An 18,845-nucleotide genomic window follows, 5' to 3' on the forward strand; every position below is an offset into this window, starting at 1 on the left:
GCGGCGAGATCGGCGTACAATGAGGTGGGCAGGCAGGATTTGTTGGACTGCGCCCCACGCCTAGATTACCATAAAGTTGTGGACCCCCGCGGGGCGAAAGGGGGAATGATCCGATGTTCTCCAACTTCGTGTGGTCCTGGCTTGCGCACGCGCTTCCGCGGGCGGCGTGGCTGCCCGTCCTGTGCGCGGTGGTGTGGACGGCCATCTTTCTCCGCACCATCCCGGACCTCGTGCGAACGCCGCGCCTTCGGCCCCGTGAGGCGGCGAGAGCGAGCCCACCGTCCTATGGCCGCGTGAGCGTCGTGGTGGCGGCGCGCGATGAGCGGGAGCACATCGAGGTCACGCTCGAATCGCTGCTGCGCCAGACGTATCCGGATCTCGAAATCGTCGCGGTTGACGATCGGTCGACGGACGGGACGGGCGACGTGATCGACCGGATGGCGGCCAGCGATTCGCGCATTGTGCCGGTGCACATCCGAGAGCTGCCGCGTGGATGGCTGGGCAAGAACCACGCCCTGTATGCAGGCGCTATGCGCGCGACGGGCGATTGGCTGCTGTTTGCGGACGCGGACGTGCGGTTTTACCCGGACGCGGTGGAACGGGCCATGGCCTACGTGCACGCGCATCGGCTGCATCACCTGACCGTGGCGCCGAGGCTCATCGCATCCGGCTACGCGCTGAAGCTATTGACGGCCATGTACATCTTCAACTATGTGCTGTTCAAGCGGCCCCAGAGCGCGTACCGCAGGCGCACTCGCGCACACGCCGGCATCGGCGCGTTCAACCTCGTCAGCCGCGAGGCGTACGAGCGCATCGGCACGCATCGAGCCATCAGCTTACGTCCCGACGACGATCTCCACCTCGGCAAGCTCATCAAGCGGCATGGATTTCGGCAGCGATTCGTCGTGGCGCAGGACATGATCGAGATCGAGTGGTATCCGAGCTTCCGCGCGATGGTCGTCGGCATGGAGAAAGCGCCGCTGCCGGCATTTCACTATTCCGCGGTGCTTTTGACGGCGGCCATGATGGTGATGATGGTGCTCTACACGACGCCTTTCGCAGGGGCCATCTTCGGACCGGGTTGGTATCGATTGGTTTATCTGTATTGTCTCGTCCTCATGGGAATCTTATATGAACTTCATGCGGTGTTTTTGAGACTGCCCAAGCACCAGTTCCTCATCCTGCCGCTCGGCATGCTGCTGTACAGCTACGCCTTCATTCGTTCGGCCGTGCTGGCGGTTCGCCGAGGAGGGCTCGTGTGGCGGGACACGTTTTACACGCTGCGCGAACTGCGCCGAGGTCTGTGACCTCCGGCGACGGCGCAACGCTCGGCGATCCCGGCGCACGACTGCAACGCCCGCACGCAGCCAGAAGAAAGGCGTCCGCTTCCCCACGTGGGATCGCGGACGCCTTTCGCGTGGGATGGGCCACGGTTGGCCAGGCCGACGCTTTGGGCTCAACCGCCCGTCGTGATGAACCGGCGCGCGCCCAGGTACTTGGGTCCCCAGTACGAGTTGAACACGCTGTCGATGGAGACGCCCATGTCCTGCGCGTCGATCATCAGGCCGTTGCCAATGTAGATGCCGACGTGGGTCGCGCCGGGGGCATACGTGCTGAAGAAGACGAGATCGCCAGGCTGGAGGTCGTTTTGGCTGACCGGAACGCCGACGGCAAACTGCGCTTCGGACGTCCGCGGGATCTGGATGCCGAAGTGCGAAAACACGTACTGCGTGAAGCCCGAGCAATCGAAGCCGCTCGGCGATTCGCCGCCCCACACGTAGGGCGTTCCCAAGAATTGCTCCGCGTAGCCGATGATGCTGTTGGGATCAGCCGGAACGAGCGCGGCCTGCTGTTGAGCCACATACTGCGCGTTCGATTCCTTCTGCTCGGCTGCCGCCGTCGCCGCTTCGATGGCCTGGATATCCGACTGCGTGAGTTGAATCTGGCTCTCGAGCATGCCCTGCTGCTGCTTGCCCTGCTCGATGTCCTGCAGAACGGCGTTCAATTTGACCTGCTGCGCCTGCTTGAGGGATTCGTCCATGGCTTCGAGCTGGCTCAGCTGTTGGCCCACCTGCTCCGCCTGCTGCTCGGCCGCCTGGACCTGACGCTGCTTCTCCACGATGGACGCTTGCAGCGCTTTGACCGACTGCACGACCTGATCCTGCGTCTTCGAGACAATGGCGAGATCATACAACCGCGAGAGGAAATCCGTAAAGCTGGTGGCGTTGAACAGCACCTCGAGGTACGACACGTTGCCGTCCTCGTACTCGCCGCGCACAATCTGCGCGAGCTCCTCCTCGGCCTGGTTGAGCTGTGCCTCGTTCTGCTTCAACTGGATGCCGAGCTCATGCTCCTGCTGGCGCAGGGCCGCCATGCGGGCCTGATTCGCCTGAATCTGCGCCTGGACGTTGTCGATGGAGACCTGGTACGCGCGAATGGCGTTTTTCAGCGTCTCCTCTTTCACGGCATCCTCGGAAAGTCGGCTTTCGACGGCGCGCTTCTGACTCTGCAACTGCGCCAGCTGCTGCTGCGCCTGCGAAAGCGTTTCCGCGCTGGCGGGTCTGGGACACAAGGCGAACGACAGGGCAACGACGACCGATGCTCCAGTCAACCACTTGGATTGGATCCGCATAATCGCTCCCCACAACCCCAAGTTTCGCGCGTTTGCGACAGGCTGGGCCTCGCAACGCGCTTTCTCGCTACGAAGCACGGATATTCGACAGCAAGCGAAGAATTCCTGCTTGCTCGATCCGCTTTTTTGCGAGAAGGGCGTGGCGCGGATGGCGAGGCGCACTCCGGCCCTTGCGAAGCGGGCGCAGCGACGCCTGGGCTCGTTTTGAACTTTTTTTGATAAACTGGCCTCAGACCGCAGGATTTCAACCGGAATTCAAGCTTGGGCCCGTATGCTCGAGCCAAACCAGCGACACGCGCTTCGCGGAGGGGATGGGCAATGGATTCGCGATGGACAGACGTGCTGAGCCAACCCGAGCGGCTCGAGAAGCCGAGAGAAATCGGCTTGACCGTCGTGATCGACAACGGGGTCCCTGTTGGATGGTTTCGAGACGCCATGGAGTCGAACGGGGCGTGGATCGACTGCGTGAAGTTCGGGTGGGGGACATCCATGGTCACCCCGAAGCTGGAGGAGAAAATCGAGGTCCTGAATCGGCTCGGCATTCGCTACTTCTTTGGCGGCACGCTGTTTGAGAAATTTCTCATCCAGGGCCGGATCGACGACTACGAGGCGATGTGCCTGCACTACGGCTGCCGCGACGTCGAGATCTCCAACGGAACCGTGCCGCTCGCCAACGCGGAGAAGGCCCGGTTCATCGAGCGATTCGCTCGCCACTTCCGGGTGTTGAGCGAAGTGGGGTACAAGGACGTGAAGCAATCGCTGCTCCTTCCGCCGCATCGCTGGATTCAGTTCATCCGGGAGGACTTTGCCGCGGGCGCCTCGTATGTGATCACAGAGGCGCGCGAATCGGGCACGAGCGGCATCTGCCGCGAAAACGGGGAACTCCGCTTCGGGCTCATCGAGGAGATCCTGGAGGCTTCGCTCGACACGAATCGGCTCATCTTCGAAGCGCCCAACAAGACGCTGCAAAAGTACTTCATCGACAAGCTCGGGCCGAACGTGAACCTCGGCAACGTGGCCATCGGCGACGCCATCCCCCTGGAGACCCTGCGCAGAGGGCTGAGGTCCGACACGCTGCTCCAGTTTGAGACCGGCGATCTCCCGCTGGCGGACGCCGAGCCCGCGCTCTGGCATTCGTGAGGAGGCTGACTTTTCATGCGAAACCCGAACGACGTCTTTCACCTGGCCATTCCCGCGCGCGATCTCGACGAGGCGTACGACTTCTACGTCACGAAGCTCGGCTGCAAACTGGCGCGCCGGTATCCGGATCGGATCACGCTCGATTTCTTCGGCGACCAGCTCGTGTGCCATCTGTCGGATCGCTGGGACCGCGAGGTGAGCATGTATCCCCGCCACTTTGGCATCACGTTCCGGGACAAGAAGCACTTCGACAACCTGTACAAGCTCGCCAAACAGCGCGGCATTCCGTTCTACCACGACCTGTCCCGCCGCTTCGAGGGCCTCATCGAGGAGCACGAGACCTTTTTCCTGATCGATCCGTCCAACAACCTGCTGGAATTCAAGTACTACTTCGACGACCGCATGATGTACTGACTACGGCGCGCGCTGGGGCTTCGGCTTGCGCGCGCTCGGCTTTGGGCTCAGTACCGCGACGATGATGGCCCCGAGCGCCGGAATCCCGAGCCACAGCGCCATGACGACGAGCGGCCAGACGTCGTCGACGGCCACCACCTCCGTCGAGGTGTGAAACAACCACAGGCTCACCACGAGCGCGAGCGAGCCGAGCGAAGGCGCCACCTGCGCCGCCTGAAGCTGCGGGACGACTTGCCGCATGCAGGCGATGGTGAAATACAGGTTCAGCGCGATCTTGATCACGATGGTCGGCAGCCAGATGCCGACAATGAGGATGTCAAACCGATCCAGAAAGTCCGTTACGCGCACCTCTCGGACGGCCTCGTATGCGGGATACATCAAGTGACCCGCGAGCGGGCTGCCGAGATTCAACTGGCAGATGACCAGGACAAACTCGAGAAACAGGGAAGAGAAGACGAGCGAGATGCAGGCCTGGCGGAAAGAAAACCGCTCGTGGGAGAACAGGAGCGGCAGAATGGTGATGCTGCCGATGGCGTTGAGTGCATACCACACCCCAACGGCCGGGCGCTCCATGCCGTACTCGAAGAAGGGCTGCAGGTACTGCCAGCTGAGATCCGGGACGAGCAAGGCGCCGCAAAACACGGAGAACAAAAGAAACACGGGCAGATACAGTTCCGTCATCCGCGCGATGACCTCGATCCCGCCGCGCACCATGAACACGCACGTGGCCATGATGAGCGCCCCGACCACGACCGCCGGCGTCACCGGCAAAAAGACCACGCTGACGAAGTCGACCCCAAGCCGCACGTCCTTCGCCATAATCACCAGCGAAAACAGGACGTACAGCAACAGCACCGCCTTGCCCAGCCAGCCGAACTTCTCGACCAAGAGCGTCAGCAGATCTTTGCCTGGGTTTCTCGCCAGCGCGCGATCCGTCAGCCACAGCACCAAGAGGACGACGAGGCTGCACAGCGGAACTCCCACCCACGCGTCCTGCTTGGCGGATCGCAGGATCTGCCCAGGCCAGGTCACGAGCGTCGCGGAAAAGACGTAACAGAAGCCCATCAGCACCACTTGCCGGGACGACACCTGATTCATCCGCGATTCACCTCACGTGAAAGGGCTTGGGCAGCCAGGAGAAGGACGTGTGCGCGTTCGGAAAGACGTTCGACACCACCCACGCCCCCGCGGTCAGCGTCATCATGGCGACCATCGCGATCTTCGTCGGCGGATTGGCCTGTTTCCACTCTTTCCACTGCAGCGCGCACAGGGCGGCGATGAACGCCGCCGCCTCGATGAAATTGACGATCACGCCTTCAAATCCTCCTCCGGAACCGCGACCGGGGACGTCGCATTGCCACTGTTGCGCAGATCGAGCTCCACGTGGACCTCGACCGGGATGTGGGCGTACAGCGAATCGCGCCAGTCTTTCTTTCGCGCATGCCACAGCGCGGGATAGAGCCGGTACACGCGGTTGCAGAGCCCTACCGGATCCGCGCGCATGGCCTTCAGGGCCTTCATCCCCGACGCGATCTCGTCCGCAATCTCGAGCGACGCCTCGTGTTCGAGGCGCGGCAGGTTCTGGGTGATCTCGTACATGTACGGGGACGTGTTTTCGGCGAGCGTCCCCATCGCCTTCACGGTGATGCGGCAGGAGACGCCATCGCCATCCCGGTGCATCGCGACGCGCGTCCGATACCTCGTGACGATGACGGAGACGTGGCCCGTGCCGTGTGGGGCCGGCACCGTCACGATCGGCCGCTTGATCTCGCCGAGGGCCCACAGCACGCCGTCGGCCTCGCGGCCCTTCAGCATCCCGACCATCTGCGGGCCGCGAAAGATGGCGAGGCCCGCGACCTTGATGTACGTCTGCTTGCGCGCCTCGTCTCCGGGCGTCGTCTCGATGACCGACACAAGCGGCATGTAGGGATCCTGGCCCTCGGCCAAAAGCGCCTCCGTGACCCGCTTGACCGTGCGCGGATGCCGCTCGGACTGGCTCGCGAGCTCGCGCAACAACTCGGCCGGCGTCTTTTCCATGCTCGACTCGGTGTTGAGCACGTCCGCGCCAGGTCCCTCGCTCACCACCAGGTACGTCGTCATGCGGTTCTGCGGCACGCGCGCCATGACGTCGATGGCCTGCGCGATGTTGTCCCGCGCGAGCTCCTCGCCAAAGACAAACACGCGCATGTGCGCAAAGTAGAGCTGGCGAGACATCGCCTTTTGCTGATCCGCGTTCGCCTGCCGAAACGTGTCGCCCACTGTCGAGTCGATGAAATACGCCTTCGTGCCGCTCGATCCGCCGCCCCCACCGAGATTGCCCACGGACGAGATCTTCCCCGGCAGCGGCACTTCCACCGTCACGCGGTACTTGCCGTCTTCCGCGCGATCCGCCGCGCAGGCCGTGACAAACGCCATGTCGTTGATCTCGCGGCGATCCCAACAGCCGGAGACGAAGGGCACCAGCGCGATGGCCAGAATCCCAACCGCCCACTTTCCCGTCTTGCCCACCATCGTCTCACCCCATCACTGCGGGTTGCCTTCCGGGCGAGGCATCATCTGCTTGTTCATCCGCTTGCGGTTCTGATGCGCGTAGGAGGAAGGCCTGTACACCATCTCCCACCAGGGCGGCCGGACGAACAGATCTTTGACCTCCTGGCGCTTGTATGGAGCGAAACCGGAGAGATACGGGACGCCAAACGAGCGCAGCTTGCACAGGTGCACCGTGACCCACATGACGCCGATGACAAGGCCGAACATGCCGAGCACAGCGCCGAGGAGCATCATGGGAAAGCGAAGCAGGCGGATCGCGATAGCCGCGTTGTACCGCGGCACAGTGAACGAGGCAATGCCGGTCAAGGCCACGATGATGACCATCGGCGCCGACACGATGCCGGCCTCCACGGCCGCCTCCCCGATGACGAGCGCGCCCAAGATGCTGACGGCGTGCCCCACGGCCCGCGGGAGGCGGATGCCCGCCTCGCGCAGCGCCTCGAACGTGAGCTCCATGATCAGCGCCTCGATGATGGCCGGAAACGGAATGCTCTCCCGGGCCGCCGCGATGCTGATGACGAGGTTGGTGGGCAGCATGTCCTGGTGATACGTGGTCACCGCGATGTACATGGCCGGGAGAAACAGCGCGATGAACAGCGACACATAGCGCAGCACGCGCACCAGGTACACGAGAAAGAAACGCTCATAGTAATCCTCGCTCGCCTGCAGGAACTGCCACCATGTCACCGGAGCCACCAGCGCGAACGGCGTCCCGTTCGTGAGGATGGCGAATCGGCCCTCCAGAAGCTGCGCCGCAACGGTGTCCGGCCGTTCCGAGTACTGAAACTGGGGAAACGGCGACAGCGGCTGATCCTCGATGAGTTCCTCCAGGTAACCGCTCTCGAGCACCCCGTCGATCTCGATGCCTTCGATCCGGCGCTTGGCCTCCGCGATGACCTGTTCGTCGGCCAGCCCCTCGATGTACACGAGCCGGACCTCGGTCTTCGTGTACGTGCCCACGTAGTACGGGACGGACTTCAGCTTCGGCGTGCGCAGCTTCTGGCGAAGAAGCGACATATTCACGGTGATGTCCTCGGTGAATCCCTCGCGCGGCCCGCGGACCACCGACTCGGTTTCCGGCTCCGAGATGGCGCGCCGCGGAGGAGACGTGGTGGTGAGCGAGACGGCGGCGTCGAAGCCGTCGATGAGCAACACAGCCCGCCCCAGGACAATCGCGTCCACCGCGTCGTCGAGCGTCTGCACGACGTCCGCCTGGGCCACCGGCAGCGACCGCCCCGCCAACTGCTTCGGATCGCAGTCCCCGACGGTGTGCGGGTGAAACGCGGTCAAAAGCGGCTCAAGCGCCTCTTCGCTCAGCTCCTCAAGCTCCACCATGCCCGTGAAATAGACGAGAGCCGCGTGACGGCCGGCTTCGAGCTCGATGTGGCGAAACTGCACGTCCGAGCAGCCGTCGAAAAGCTCGTGCAGGACGGCGAGGTTGTCCGCGAGACCGCGGTGAAGTCGCTGTTTGGACGCGTGACCGCCGGGCTCCGACTGAGCCGGCTGAGCGCCCGCGGATGCCCGGCCCCCGCCACTGGTCCGCCCCAGGCGATCCGCCGACGCCCTGGTCCGGCGCTTCGCCGGCAGAGACGCTTCCGGCGCTCCGGCGCCGCGCGCACCGCTCTCCTGTTCGCCGCCCGACTGCGCCTCACTGCCCTGTTCGGCGCCCGGCTCAGCCTGACTCCCTTGCGGCCGGCGCCTCGGGCGAATGCGAACACCACTTTTCACCTCCATCACCTCCATCACCTCCCGAAATATTGTATGGAATTTACCACCATTTCATGCCACAAAAAAAGGTGGCCGGGGCTGCCCGACCACGTCCTCGTATTAGTACCCAAACGGGTTCGTCGAATTGAACGGATTCGGGAAGATGCTTCCTCCCCCGGAGCCGAACGGGTTCTGCGACGACTGATTCGACGAACTGCCGCTCTCGGTCGTGTTCGGCGACTGTTCCTCGCCAATCTTGATCTGAAGGGTCAGCTTCCTGTCTCCCCGGTACACCACGATGGGCACGGTCTGCCCGGGCTTCAGCGTGAACAGCTCCGTCCGAAGATCCGCGATGGACTGCACCGTCTTGCCATTGAGGGCGATGATCACGTCGCCCTGCTCAAGGCCCGCGCGCTTGGCGTTGGCCGAATCCACCGACTCGATGTACACGCCGTAGTCCACAGGGATGTTGTTCGGCAGGTAGCCGCTCGGGATGCTGGACAAGTCGATGCCTTCAATGCCGAGCGCCGGGTGCACCGCGTGCCCCGTTTTCATGATCTGGAACGCGATGTTCAGCACTTCGTTCGACGGAATCGCAAAGCCCATGCCCTCGAAGTTGGGCGCCACAATCTTGCTACAGTTGATGCCCACCACCTGACCAGCTGCGTTCAACAAGGGCCCACCGCTGTTGCCGGGATTGATGGCCGCGTCCGTCTGGATGACGGGCTGGTAATCGAGCACCGCGTCCGACGTCGGGTCCTCGACCGGCATCATCCGCTGATCGCCGCTGATGATCCCGGCCGTCACCGTGTCAGCAAAGTCCAGTCCCATCGGCGTGCCGATGGCAATCGCGGGCTCTCCCACCTGGATGTCGTCCGAATTCGCAAATTGGGCCGGCTGGATGCCCGGGAACGTGGAGGCGGGCACGCGCAGGACCGCGAGGTCCGTGTACGGATCTGTCCCCACCACCGTCGCGTTGACGCGCTTGTTCGTCATGAGGACGATTTGCACTTTCGATCCGCCCTGGACCACGTGGTTGTTGGTGACGATATACGCGTTGTCGCCGTTTTTGTAGAAGTAGACGCCTGAGCCGATGTCCGACTCCTGGGTCTGCGACTGCTGCGTGAAGAAGTTGCTGGTGGTGGTGTAGTTCACCACCGCCACGACGTCAGGCTCGACCTTCTTGACGACTTGCGTGATGTCGTCGTTGATGTTCACGTTCACCGACATCGGTTTGGTGGCCGAGGCCGGCGGCGCGGAGTTGTTGATGGTGCTCGGCGACAGGCTCTCGTTTCGCGTCGCGGCGACGACGCCGAGCGTCGCACCGGCCCCGACGAGCGCCGACACCACCACGGTCACAATCCAGCGCAACGTCCCACCGGGTTCGTAAAAGAAGCCGCTGTCCGAGCGCGGACGATAGAAGCGCATGCACGATCACCCTTTATCCAGGTCTTGACCTTTTCTGCGCTTAGTATGCTTCTCCAACCTTGAAACCGCATCGAAAGGTCGAACGCTGCCGGTGGCCGCGCCCCACCTCCTTCTCGCGCACGCGCCCCTGCGCCCTCACGCAAATCCGTCCTCGCGCGCCGCCGCAGCCGCTAGCTCCCCGCTTCGCACGGCCCCCTCCAGGCAGGCGGGCCATCCCGTGTCCACCCAGTCGCCGGCGAGGTACAGGCCCCGCAGGCGGGATCGAACGCCCGGGCGCTTGAGCCCTAACCCCGGCTCCGCGAGAAACGTCGCCTTCGGCTGCCAGACCACCTTGCGCCAGGATGCGCCCTCCTCCCTCGCGGTGGGAAACATCTCCCCCACCGCCGCCTCGACTTCCCGGGCGATCTCGTCCGCGTCCCACGACCGATACGCGTCGGCGGCCGAGATGGAGATGGACAAAAGGCGCCCGTCGAGTTGGGCATCTCCCAAGAGCCGGCCGCGGTTGAAGACGAACATGCCGCCCATCGCGAACGAAGCCGCGACGTCCGCGTCCATCACCGTGCGCGGATATTCGAGGTACACGTTCAAAATCGGGCTATAGCGGGCACGCCCGAGCCACGCCGCCCGGTCGATGGCGCCGTCGGGAAGGACCGACCGCACCTGATCGTGCGGGACGGCGAGGATGACGCAACGCGCTGCGAGCGACGAACCGTCCGCCAGCCGCACGCTCGTCACGCCGGCTTCGTCCGCGACCACCCTGACCGCGCGGCCGCGCCGCACCTCGACCCCGCGCGCTTGGAGGGACGCCACGGCTTCCGCGGCGAGATCGCCGAGCGGGCGCGTGAAGAGGCCGAGCCGGCTCGGCTCGGGGCCGCGCAGGAAGCCTATCTGGAACGATTCGACCGCGAGCCCGGCGGAGATGTCGTCCGCGTGGCCGTTCAGGATGGCGGTGCCGACGAGATCCCAGACGAAGCGGATGACTTCGTCCGTCTGGCCGTGGCGCTCGAGAAAGGCGCGGAACGAGTGCGCGTCGAGATCGCCGGGGCGGGCGGCGAGCATGGCGAACGCGGCCTGGGCGATGCGCAGGCGCCCGTCGAGCGAGACGTGCGCGTACCGGAGGAGCGAGGGCACGAGGTGAAGCGGTCCGGGCAGCCTGCGGCTCTCGATGGAACAAAAGCGCCCGTGGGCGTACACCGGGATGGACAGGAGCGGTTGAAAGCGGACACCCGGATGGCGGGTCAATTGGTGCAAGAGGCGCGTGAAGGACGTGCAGCAGCCGAGGAGCACGTGCTGGCCGTTGTCCAACACGTGACCCGACTCCCGGTCGACAAAGGAAAAGGCGCGGCCGCCCACGTGCGGCGCGCGCTCCAAGAGCAGGACGCGTTCCCCCGGCACACCGGCGCAAAGCAGGTGGTGGACCGCGCTCACGCCCGCAAAGCCCGCGCCTACGACGATGATCCGATCGCGCGCTTGTTCCATAGGACCCCCCACACCAGCCTCAATTTCTGCGATCCGCTGAGCGAGATGCGCTCATCAAAGACCCGAAAACCGCGGGCCTCAATCTTGTCCAAGAGGCGCCGGTACATGACGTACAGCATGCTCAGGCAGCGGAGACTGTCGGGTTCCACAAGCGAAAACAGCTCCGCGGCGCGCGCGTAGTACGCCTTCGCGCGCTCGGCCTGCGCCCGCATAAGGGCGAAAAAGGCGGGCGTCATGCGCCGTTCGGCGAGATCGGCCAAGGAGTAGCCGAACCGCTCCATTTCCTCTTCCGGCAGATAGACCCGGTCGCGCGCGAGGTCTTCGGCGAGATCGCGCAGGATGTTGGTGATCTGAAGCGCGCGGCCCATGTCCCGCGCGAGGTCGAGCGCGCGCGGATCGCGAAAGCCGAAGATGTGCACGCACATGAGTCCGACGGTGCCGGCCACATCGTCGCAGTAGGCATCGAGATCGGCCTGCGACTTGAGGCGCACGGGCGCCATGTCGACCCGCATGCCGCGGATGAGATGGGCGAATGGCTCCTGCGGGATGCCGTAGCGCCGCACGGCGTCTCCGAGCGCCAGGACGACGGGATGGGACGACGCAAGGTAGTCGTCGGCGTAGGCGGCCTGGTAGATGCGCTCGGCGGTCGCGAGGTGCGAGGCGGCGTCGGCGCCGGTGTGATCGTCCACGGCGTCGTCGCAGAGCCGGCTCCACGCGTAGATGGCGTACATGGCGCGGCGCTTGGCGGGCGGCAGCATGCGCATGCCGTAGTAAAACGAGCTGCCGGCTTCGCGCGTGCGCCGTGCGCAGTATTCGTAGGCCAAAGCCAAATTCATGCCGACCCTCCTTCGCCTTTCGCGCCGCCGGCGAGCACCGAGAGCGCGATGCGGAGCTTTTGCTTGCCCGAGACCACGGGTCTGCCGGCAAACGGGTTGTAGCCCTGGCGGCGAATGGCCGCGAGAATCGCTTCGCCGCCGAGGCGGTAGAGCTTCAGCTGCCGAGCCAGGCGCGGCGGCACGAGGGATTCGAGCCTGCGGCCCTCGTCAAACAGCGCCTGGGCGCGATCCACCTCGAGCGCGATGCACCGGCGCACGCCGTCCGTCGCTCGCCGGGCGCGAATGTCGTCCAGCGTCGCGCCGAACTGCTCGAGATCCGCGCGCGGGACGTAGATGCGGCCGAGGGCGAGATCGCGGTCGATGTCCTGCATGTGATTGGCCACCTGCAGCGCCGTGCACGTGGCGTCGGACAGGCGCGCGCGCTCGTCGTCCAGGCAGCCGAAGATGCCGAGCACGAGCCGACCGACGGGATCGGCCGAATAGCGGCAGTAGTCGCGAAGGTCCTCCCAGGTGTCGTACGTGTGCTTGCGCTGATCGCGCCGATTGGCCTCGATGAGCCGGAGAAACGGCTCCATGGGCAGGTTACAGGTGGCGATGGTGAACTGAAGGGCGCGGAAGGCGGGCGTGGTGGCCTCGCCCGCGAACGCGCGCCGCAGTTCCTCCTCGTAGGCGTCGAGGGCGGCCATGCGGTCTCCCGCGAATTCGTCGCCGAGATCGTCCACGCCGCGACAAAAAGCATAAACCGAATAAAAGTGCGGACGAAGATGGCGCGGCACGAACAGCGACACCACCGAGAAGTTCTCGTAGTGGCTCCGCGTGAGTCGGCGGCAGACCTCGAAATCGCCCCGGAGTTCGACTGGCACAGATCCCATCGCAACCCTCACCTGCGCTCGATGGCTTGCTTGTAGCGGCCGAGCGCGAGCGTCGGAAACACGTGGCGGTACATGGTGTAGCCGAGGTAGAAATCCCCTGGGAAGCCCGTGCCGGTGTAGTACGGCTCATCCCAGCCGCCGTCCGGGCGCTGCGTCTCCACGAGGTATTGCACGCCGCGGCGCGCGGCCTCGGACTCCGCCCTGCCGCCCGCGATGAGCGCCATCAGCGCCCAGGCCGTCTGCGACGGGGTGCTCGCGCCCTTACCCGCGTACGCCGGATCCTCGTACGAGCGGCAGTCCTCGCCCCAGCCGCCGTCCGGGTTCTGATGCTGCTCGACCCAGTCGAGCGCCTTTTGAATGTACGGCTCGCGCGTGTCGATCCCGACCGCCTTCAGCGCCGACACCACCGCGCCCGTGCCGTAGAGGTAATTGACGCCCCAACGACCGAACCAGCTGCCGTCCGGCTTCTGCTCCCGCTTGAGATATTCCACCGCGCGCCGGATGACCTTCCAGGCGTCATCGTACCCGAAGCTGCCGAAACACTCGAGCACGTGGGCGGTGACGTCCTCTGACGGCGGATCGGTCACTTCGCCGAAGTCGCAGAACGGGATGTGGTTCGGGAGATCGCTCGTGTTGTCGACGTCGTAGGCGCCCCAACCGCCGTTCGAGCTCTGCATGCCGACAATCCAGCGGAATCCCTTCGTCATGGCGTCCCGCCTGCGGCGCTCGTCCGGCAAGCGCAGGGTGTTGAGCGCCCACACCACGACGGCCGTGTCGTCCACGTCCGGGTAGTACACGTTGTCGAACTGGAACGCGAACCCGCCCGGCTTGAGGTTCGGGCGCTTCACCGCCCAGTCGCCCGGAACCGTGATCTGCCGGTCCAACAGCCACTCGCCCGCCTTGACCAAGCGGTCGTGATCGGCCGGAAGCCCCGCAGCGCGCAGCGCGAGCACGGCGAGGCCCGTGTCCCACACCGGCGAGATGGAAGCCTGAAACATCCATCCTCCGTAATCCAGCTCCACGCCGTACAGCTCTAGACCTTCCCAGCCCTTGATGAACGCCGGATGCTGCGTCATGTCGAGAATCTTGAGCGCGATGAGCGCGTAAAACCAAGGCGGCTGAATCCCGCCCCAGCTGCCGTCTCCGGCCTGGCGCTCGAGCAACCAGTCCAAGGCGCGGATCTCGGCCGCGCGGCGGAACGGGTGCACCGACAGCTTCTGATACCCGTGCAGCGCCCGGTCGAGCGCGTCGAAGATCCACCCACCCCCTCCCTTGGCGCCGCGCCGGCGCGGAGGCACGTCGGTCTCGTACAGCTCGGGCACGCGCGCCCGCTCGGGCAGCGGGAACACCGGCTGGCGGCTCATCACAATCGAGAGCGCCACGACGGTCGCCCGAGCCCACGAGCCAAACTCGTAGATGTTGAGCGGCATGCGCTTGCCGAGGAACATGATCTCCGGCGGGACCATGGGCACCTTCTCCCACGGATATTCTCCCACCAGCGCCAGCCACATCCGCGTGAACACGCGCGACGACTCGATCCCGCCCTGGCTCTGAATGAACCGGAGCGCCTTCTGCATCGGCTCCTCGTCGCGCGACATGCCGATATACTTGAGCGCGACGTACGCCTCGATGGTCGTGTCGAGGTCCGGCGGCCCACCCGGGTACAGGGCCCACGTGCCGTCCTCGCGCTGCTCGTGCAACAGGTACCGCCGGATCTTCTCCATGCGATCCCGATCGACGCGATCGAGAATGTGGCACAAGAGGACGTACTCCGCTTCCATCGTGACGTTGCTCAGAAGCGGCCCCCACCAGTAGCCTTCGTCCTTTTGGCAGGAGAGGAGATACTCCACCGCGCGATCCAGCGTCCGCGCGTAGGCCGGCGCTTCCACCAACTGCTCAGCCATCCGACCTCCCCCTTTCATCTTGATGATGTGTCGATCCCGTCACGCCATCTTGGCGCTCCGAAACCATTCGATGGCGCGAAGCAGCGCATCCTCCACCGGCGACTGCGGAAGCCCGAGCTCCCGCACCGCCTTGGACGCGTCGAAGTACATCGGCTCCCTCGCAAGCCGCACGCCGGCCACCGGCGCCCGCGCCGGCCGCTTCATGAGCGGCGCCAGAACCCGCTCGTCGATCACGGCGTACGCCATGGCCGCGAAAAAGGGGATCCTGAGCCGCGGAGGTTTCTGTCCGGCGAGCTCCGCGATGAGCCGGACCAACTCCCCGAAGTGCATGTTCCGGTTGCCGAGAATGTACCGCTCGCCCGCGCGCCCCCGCTCGTACGCGAGCAGGTGGCCGATGGCCACGTCCTCCACCGCCACGAGGTTCAGCCCCGTCTCCACGTACCCGGGCATCCTGCCCAACATCGTGTCGAGCACAATGCGGCCCGTCGGCGTCGGCTTCACGTCGTACGGGCCGACCGGCGTGGACGGATTGACGATGACCACGTCCATGCCCTCGGCGGCCGCCTGCATCACCAGGCGCTCGGCGAGCACCTTGGTCCGCTTGTACGTGCTCACGACGCGGTCGGGATCGTTGAAGCCGTCCGCCTCGGTCGCAGGCTGGCCGTCATGTCTCAGCTTGACCGCCGCGGTGGAACTCGTGTAGACGAGCCGCGGGCCGCCGGCCTCGCGGACCGCCTGAAGCACGCGGCGCGTCCCCTCCACGTTGGCCGCGTACATCAGCGCGTCGTCGTGCGGATCGAGCGAGTAGTGCGCCGCCACGTGAAACACGGCGTCGCAGCCGTCGATCCCGGCGCGCAAACCGTCTCCGGTGGCGAGATCGCCTTGAATCATCTCCACGCCGAGCGCCTTGAGATGTGGGGCGCGGCCGGGATGGCGCACCAACGCGCGCACGCGGTGGCCGTGCTCGACCAGCACCCGGGCGACGTGATAGCCCACAAAGCCGGATCCTCCGGTCACGAACGCCAGCATGGCCATTCCCTCCCGAAAGCGCGAAGCGTGCGGCGCGCCCGAAGTGCGCGCGCAGGCAAACGCAGGGCGCTTCGCCACGTGGACGGCCGCCAGGAGGCGAGGGGTTCGCCGGCCTCGTCCAGCACCACGCGGACGGCGACAAACGGAATGCCCGCCTCGCGGGCCACACGCGCCCACGCGAACGTCTCTTGATCGACCGCCAACGCCTCGAACCGGCGGGCCAGTTCGCGCTTGTCCGTCGGCGTCGAGGCGATGCGCTCGACCGACACGATGCGACCGCCGATTTGCGCCGATCCGCCGTGAGCCTCGGCGAAGCGGCGGGCGAGTTGGCACAGCCGCTCGTCGAGCGCGAGCGACTCGCGCGCGCCCTCCGGCGCCACCGCCTCCGCCGGCAGGACGAGATCGCCAAGGCGAAGCGCAGGTTCAAGCGCGCCGCACACCCCGGCGCCGACGACGAGCGCGGGCCGGTCCGCCCGAATGAGCCGCGCGAGCCCATCCGCCGCGCGCGCAGGCCCCACGCCCGTCGAAGCGACGCGCCACCCGGGGCGGTGCGCCAGATGATGGAACGCCGCGCGCTCAAACCCGAGCGCGGTGACGACGAGCGTCGTCACGAGGCGAAGAACCACCGAACCAGGCGCCAGGTGTCGCGCGGCGTCAGAGCCTTGAGGGCCGCCATCTCGTAGCCGGAGTGCATCATGCAGCTCGCGCACCGGGGATTCTCGCCGTAGCCAAATTCGTCCCAGTTGGTCTTCTCCATCATCTCCTGGAACGTCTCGTAGTGTTCGTCCGTCAGCAGGTAGCAGGGGCCTTTCCAGCCCTTCGGATTGCGGTTCGGCATGGCCCACGGCGTGCAGCGCAGTTCCCGCTTGCCCTGCAGGAAGTCGAAGTAGATGGGCGTGTCGTAGAAGCAGATGCGATCGCCACAGCGCGCCATGATGTCCCGCACGAGCTGGTGCACTTCCTTGCGGTGCAGGAAGATGTCGCTGTGGGACGGATCCACCTCTTCATACGTGAAAGCCGGCGACACGATGCAATTGTCCACGCCCATGTCCATGAGCTCCAGCAACAGTTCGGCCGTATCCTCCGCGCTCGCGCCCTTGTACAGCGTCGTATTGGTGGCGACGCGGAATCCGCGCTCCTTCGCTGCCTTGATGCCCTTCATCACGATGTCGAAGACGCCCTTGCGCTCCACCATCTTGTCGTGGTGCTCGCGCTTGCCGTCGAGGTGGAACACAAAGGTGAAGTTCGGGTGAGGCTTCAGCTTGTCGAGGACCCGGTGCAGCAGGATGCCGTTGGTGCACAGCATCACGAGCTTCCGCCGCTCCAGCATGCCATTGACAATCTCGACAATCTCGGGGTGCACAAGCGGCTCTCCGCCCGCGATGGACACGGCGGGCGCACCGCACTCGTCAATGGCCTTAAAGCAGTCCTCTGCAGTCATGCGCATCTTGAGGACGTCCGGGCTCTGCCTGATCTTCCCGCAACCCGTGCAGGTCAGGTTGCACAGCTCCGTCGGCTCGAGCATGAGGACCATCGGATACCGCTTGATTCCCTTGATGCGGTTTTTCGCCAGGTACTTCACCATGTCGACCGTTGCGGAGAACGACTGTCGCGCCATGCCAATCCCTCCTCCTCAATCCGATTCGACACATGAATACGTAGAAAAAAGGCCATCTAAAGGAAAGGATATCCCTGGTTTGGCGCGATCGCAAATGGCGTCACCGGGGCCTCACGCGCCGAGCGGAGCCCGCCCCCGCGCGTCCATCCACGCCTTCAGCCCCCGCGCCTCGAGCCATTCCCGGAGCCATCCCAGGATGACGACGGGCTTGCCGCGCAAATCGGAGAAATTGCGGCACCCGGTGAGCACCAGCAGGGCTCGGAGCCCGAAGTGAAGGTCCTCAATAAAACGATTTAGCTGCTCTTCCCCGTTCGGCTGCGTCACCAGTTGGACGAGCGGCCCCGCGATGCCGACCGCGCTCGCGCCGAGCGCCATGGCCTTCGCGACGTCGAGCGCCGTGCGGATGCCTCCGGACGCAATGACGTCGGCGCGTCCCCCGACCGCCGCCGCGACTTCGCACAGCGATGCGGCCGTCGGCAGGCCCCACCGATGCCAAAAATCGTCGATCTCGGCGCCTCGCCGCCAGGCTTCGACCGTGATGAAATTCGTCCCGCCGAGGCCGCCCACGTCGATGGCGCGCACGCCGGCGTCCGCAAACCGGATGGCATCTTCGGCCGAAATCCCTTGCCCGACCTCCTTGGCCACCACCGGGACGCCCACGCCGCGCGCGACTTCCGCAAGCGCCTCGAGCGCGCCGCGAAAGTCGCGATCCCCTTCCGCCATGAACAGCTCCTGCGCGGCGTTGAAGTGGACCTGAAGCAGATCCGCCCGCACCAACTCGACGGCCTGCCGCGCGCGCTCCAGGCGCGTGCCCATGCCCACGTTGGCAATGACCACGCCGTCCTGATGGATCTCCCGCACCACGCGGTACGTGTACGCCACCTCGGGAGAGGCGAGGCCGGCCGAAGCGGAACCGAGCGCCATGGCCAGGCCGAAGCGGCGCGCGACCTGCGCGAGCTTGCGATTGATGTCGTACACTTCGTCGGCACCGCCCGTCATCGCGTTGATGATGATCGGCGATTCCAGGCGGATGCCGCAGAGCTGGGTGGCCAGGGACACGTCGTCCCAAGCCACCTCCGGCGCGGAGCAAGGCACGAGCGAGACGCACTCGAACCCGTTCGAGACGCCCGTCGGATCGCCGAGCGCTTGAACGGCATGCACGTGCTCGACCTTGCGCCGCTGCCGGACGTCTCGCGTCAACGTCATACGGCCTCCCTCTTTCCGTCCGCCAGGCCG

The 18,845-nt window shown here is 65.3% G+C and carries 17 protein-coding genes; 3 read left to right on the forward strand and 14 right to left on the reverse strand.

Going from position 1 to position 18,845, the window contains the following annotated elements; translation table 11 throughout:
* The first annotated feature begins 113 nt into the window (after positions 1-113).
* On the forward strand, positions 114-1,307 hold the full coding sequence (locus AACI_RS12005) for a glycosyltransferase family 2 protein (RefSeq protein WP_012811679.1): 1,194 nt from the start codon (positions 114-116) through the stop codon (positions 1,305-1,307).
* A gap of 149 nt (positions 1,308-1,456) precedes the next feature.
* Here AACI_RS12005 and AACI_RS12010 read toward each other — a convergent pair whose 3' ends face one another.
* Complete coding sequence (locus AACI_RS12010) at positions 1,457-2,611, reverse strand: C40 family peptidase (protein ID WP_245530604.1); 1,155 nt, start codon at positions 2,609-2,611, stop codon at positions 1,457-1,459.
* Positions 2,612-2,950: 339 nt separating this feature from the next.
* Here AACI_RS12010 and AACI_RS12015 point away from each other — a divergent pair, with 339 nt between their 5' ends.
* Positions 2,951-3,772: a phosphosulfolactate synthase gene (locus AACI_RS12015; protein ID WP_012811681.1), complete on the forward strand. Its 822-nt coding sequence runs from the start codon at positions 2,951-2,953 to the stop codon at positions 3,770-3,772.
* Between the two features lie 15 nt (positions 3,773-3,787).
* Positions 3,788-4,186 (forward strand): VOC family protein, encoded by a 399-nt coding sequence (locus AACI_RS12020; protein WP_008337281.1) that lies wholly within the window; start codon positions 3,788-3,790, stop codon positions 4,184-4,186.
* On the opposite strand, the gene AACI_RS12025 is transcribed toward AACI_RS12020, so the two are convergent.
* The 13 genes from AACI_RS12025 to fni all read right to left on the reverse strand — a co-directional run bounded on the left by AACI_RS12025 (position 4,187) and on the right by fni (position 18,815).
* The gene (locus AACI_RS12025; RefSeq protein ID WP_012811682.1) at positions 4,187-5,284 is read right to left on the reverse strand and encodes a GerAB/ArcD/ProY family transporter; all 1,098 of its coding nucleotides are present in this window, start codon (positions 5,282-5,284) and stop codon (positions 4,187-4,189) included.
* A 7-nt stretch (positions 5,285-5,291) separates the two neighbouring features.
* A complete protein-coding gene (locus tag AACI_RS12030) occupies positions 5,292-5,498 on the reverse strand; it encodes a hypothetical protein (RefSeq protein WP_012811683.1) in 207 nt (68 codons plus the stop codon).
* On the reverse strand, positions 5,495-6,697 hold the full coding sequence (locus AACI_RS12035; RefSeq protein WP_041707579.1) for a Ger(x)C family spore germination protein: 1,203 nt from the start codon (positions 6,695-6,697) through the stop codon (positions 5,495-5,497). Before AACI_RS12035 ends, AACI_RS12030 begins: the two co-directional genes overlap by 4 nt.
* Positions 6,698-6,709: 12 nt before the next feature.
* Positions 6,710-8,470, reverse strand: coding sequence for a spore germination protein (locus AACI_RS12040; protein WP_081442643.1), 1,761 nt, complete (start codon positions 8,468-8,470; stop codon positions 6,710-6,712).
* Positions 8,471-8,563: 93 nt separating this feature from the next.
* Positions 8,564-9,871: a S1C family serine protease gene (locus AACI_RS12045; RefSeq protein ID WP_012811686.1), complete on the reverse strand. Its 1,308-nt coding sequence runs from the start codon at positions 9,869-9,871 to the stop codon at positions 8,564-8,566.
* Positions 9,872-10,006: 135 nt separating this feature from the next.
* Complete coding sequence (gene hpnE / locus AACI_RS12050) at positions 10,007-11,350, reverse strand: hydroxysqualene dehydroxylase HpnE (protein WP_012811687.1); 1,344 nt, start codon at positions 11,348-11,350, stop codon at positions 10,007-10,009.
* On the reverse strand, positions 11,317-12,186 hold the full coding sequence (locus AACI_RS12055) for a phytoene/squalene synthase family protein (RefSeq protein WP_012811688.1): 870 nt from the start codon (positions 12,184-12,186) through the stop codon (positions 11,317-11,319). The genes hpnE and AACI_RS12055 overlap by 34 nt, the downstream gene beginning before the upstream one ends.
* On the reverse strand, positions 12,183-13,058 hold the full coding sequence (hpnC, locus tag AACI_RS12060) for a squalene synthase HpnC (RefSeq protein ID WP_012811689.1): 876 nt from the start codon (positions 13,056-13,058) through the stop codon (positions 12,183-12,185). Before hpnC ends, AACI_RS12055 begins: the two co-directional genes overlap by 4 nt.
* An 8-nt stretch (positions 13,059-13,066) precedes the next feature.
* Positions 13,067-14,962, reverse strand: a complete 1,896-nt coding sequence (gene shc, locus AACI_RS12065) for a squalene--hopene cyclase (protein WP_012811690.1) — start codon at positions 14,960-14,962, stop codon at positions 13,067-13,069.
* Positions 14,963-15,001: 39 nt separating this feature from the next.
* Positions 15,002-15,991 carry a hopanoid-associated sugar epimerase gene (gene hpnA / locus AACI_RS12070; RefSeq protein ID WP_012811691.1) on the reverse strand — a complete coding sequence of 330 codons (990 nt, stop codon included), beginning with the start codon at positions 15,989-15,991 and terminating at the stop codon, positions 15,002-15,004.
* On the reverse strand, positions 15,976-16,617 hold the full coding sequence (locus AACI_RS12075; RefSeq protein WP_245530606.1) for a phosphorylase family protein: 642 nt from the start codon (positions 16,615-16,617) through the stop codon (positions 15,976-15,978). The genes hpnA and AACI_RS12075 overlap by 16 nt, the downstream gene beginning before the upstream one ends.
* On the reverse strand, positions 16,599-17,609 hold the full coding sequence (hpnH, locus tag AACI_RS12080) for an adenosyl-hopene transferase HpnH (RefSeq protein ID WP_012811693.1): 1,011 nt from the start codon (positions 17,607-17,609) through the stop codon (positions 16,599-16,601). The genes AACI_RS12075 and hpnH overlap by 19 nt, the downstream gene beginning before the upstream one ends.
* Positions 17,610-17,720: 111 nt before the next feature.
* Positions 17,721-18,815 (reverse strand): type 2 isopentenyl-diphosphate Delta-isomerase, encoded by a 1,095-nt coding sequence (gene fni / locus AACI_RS12085; RefSeq protein ID WP_245530608.1) that lies wholly within the window; start codon positions 18,813-18,815, stop codon positions 17,721-17,723.
* Positions 18,816-18,845: the final 30 nt, after the last annotated feature.

Source organism: Alicyclobacillus acidocaldarius subsp. acidocaldarius DSM 446 (genome assembly GCF_000024285.1).
GTDB lineage: Bacteria > Bacillota > Bacilli > Alicyclobacillales > Alicyclobacillaceae > Alicyclobacillus > Alicyclobacillus acidocaldarius.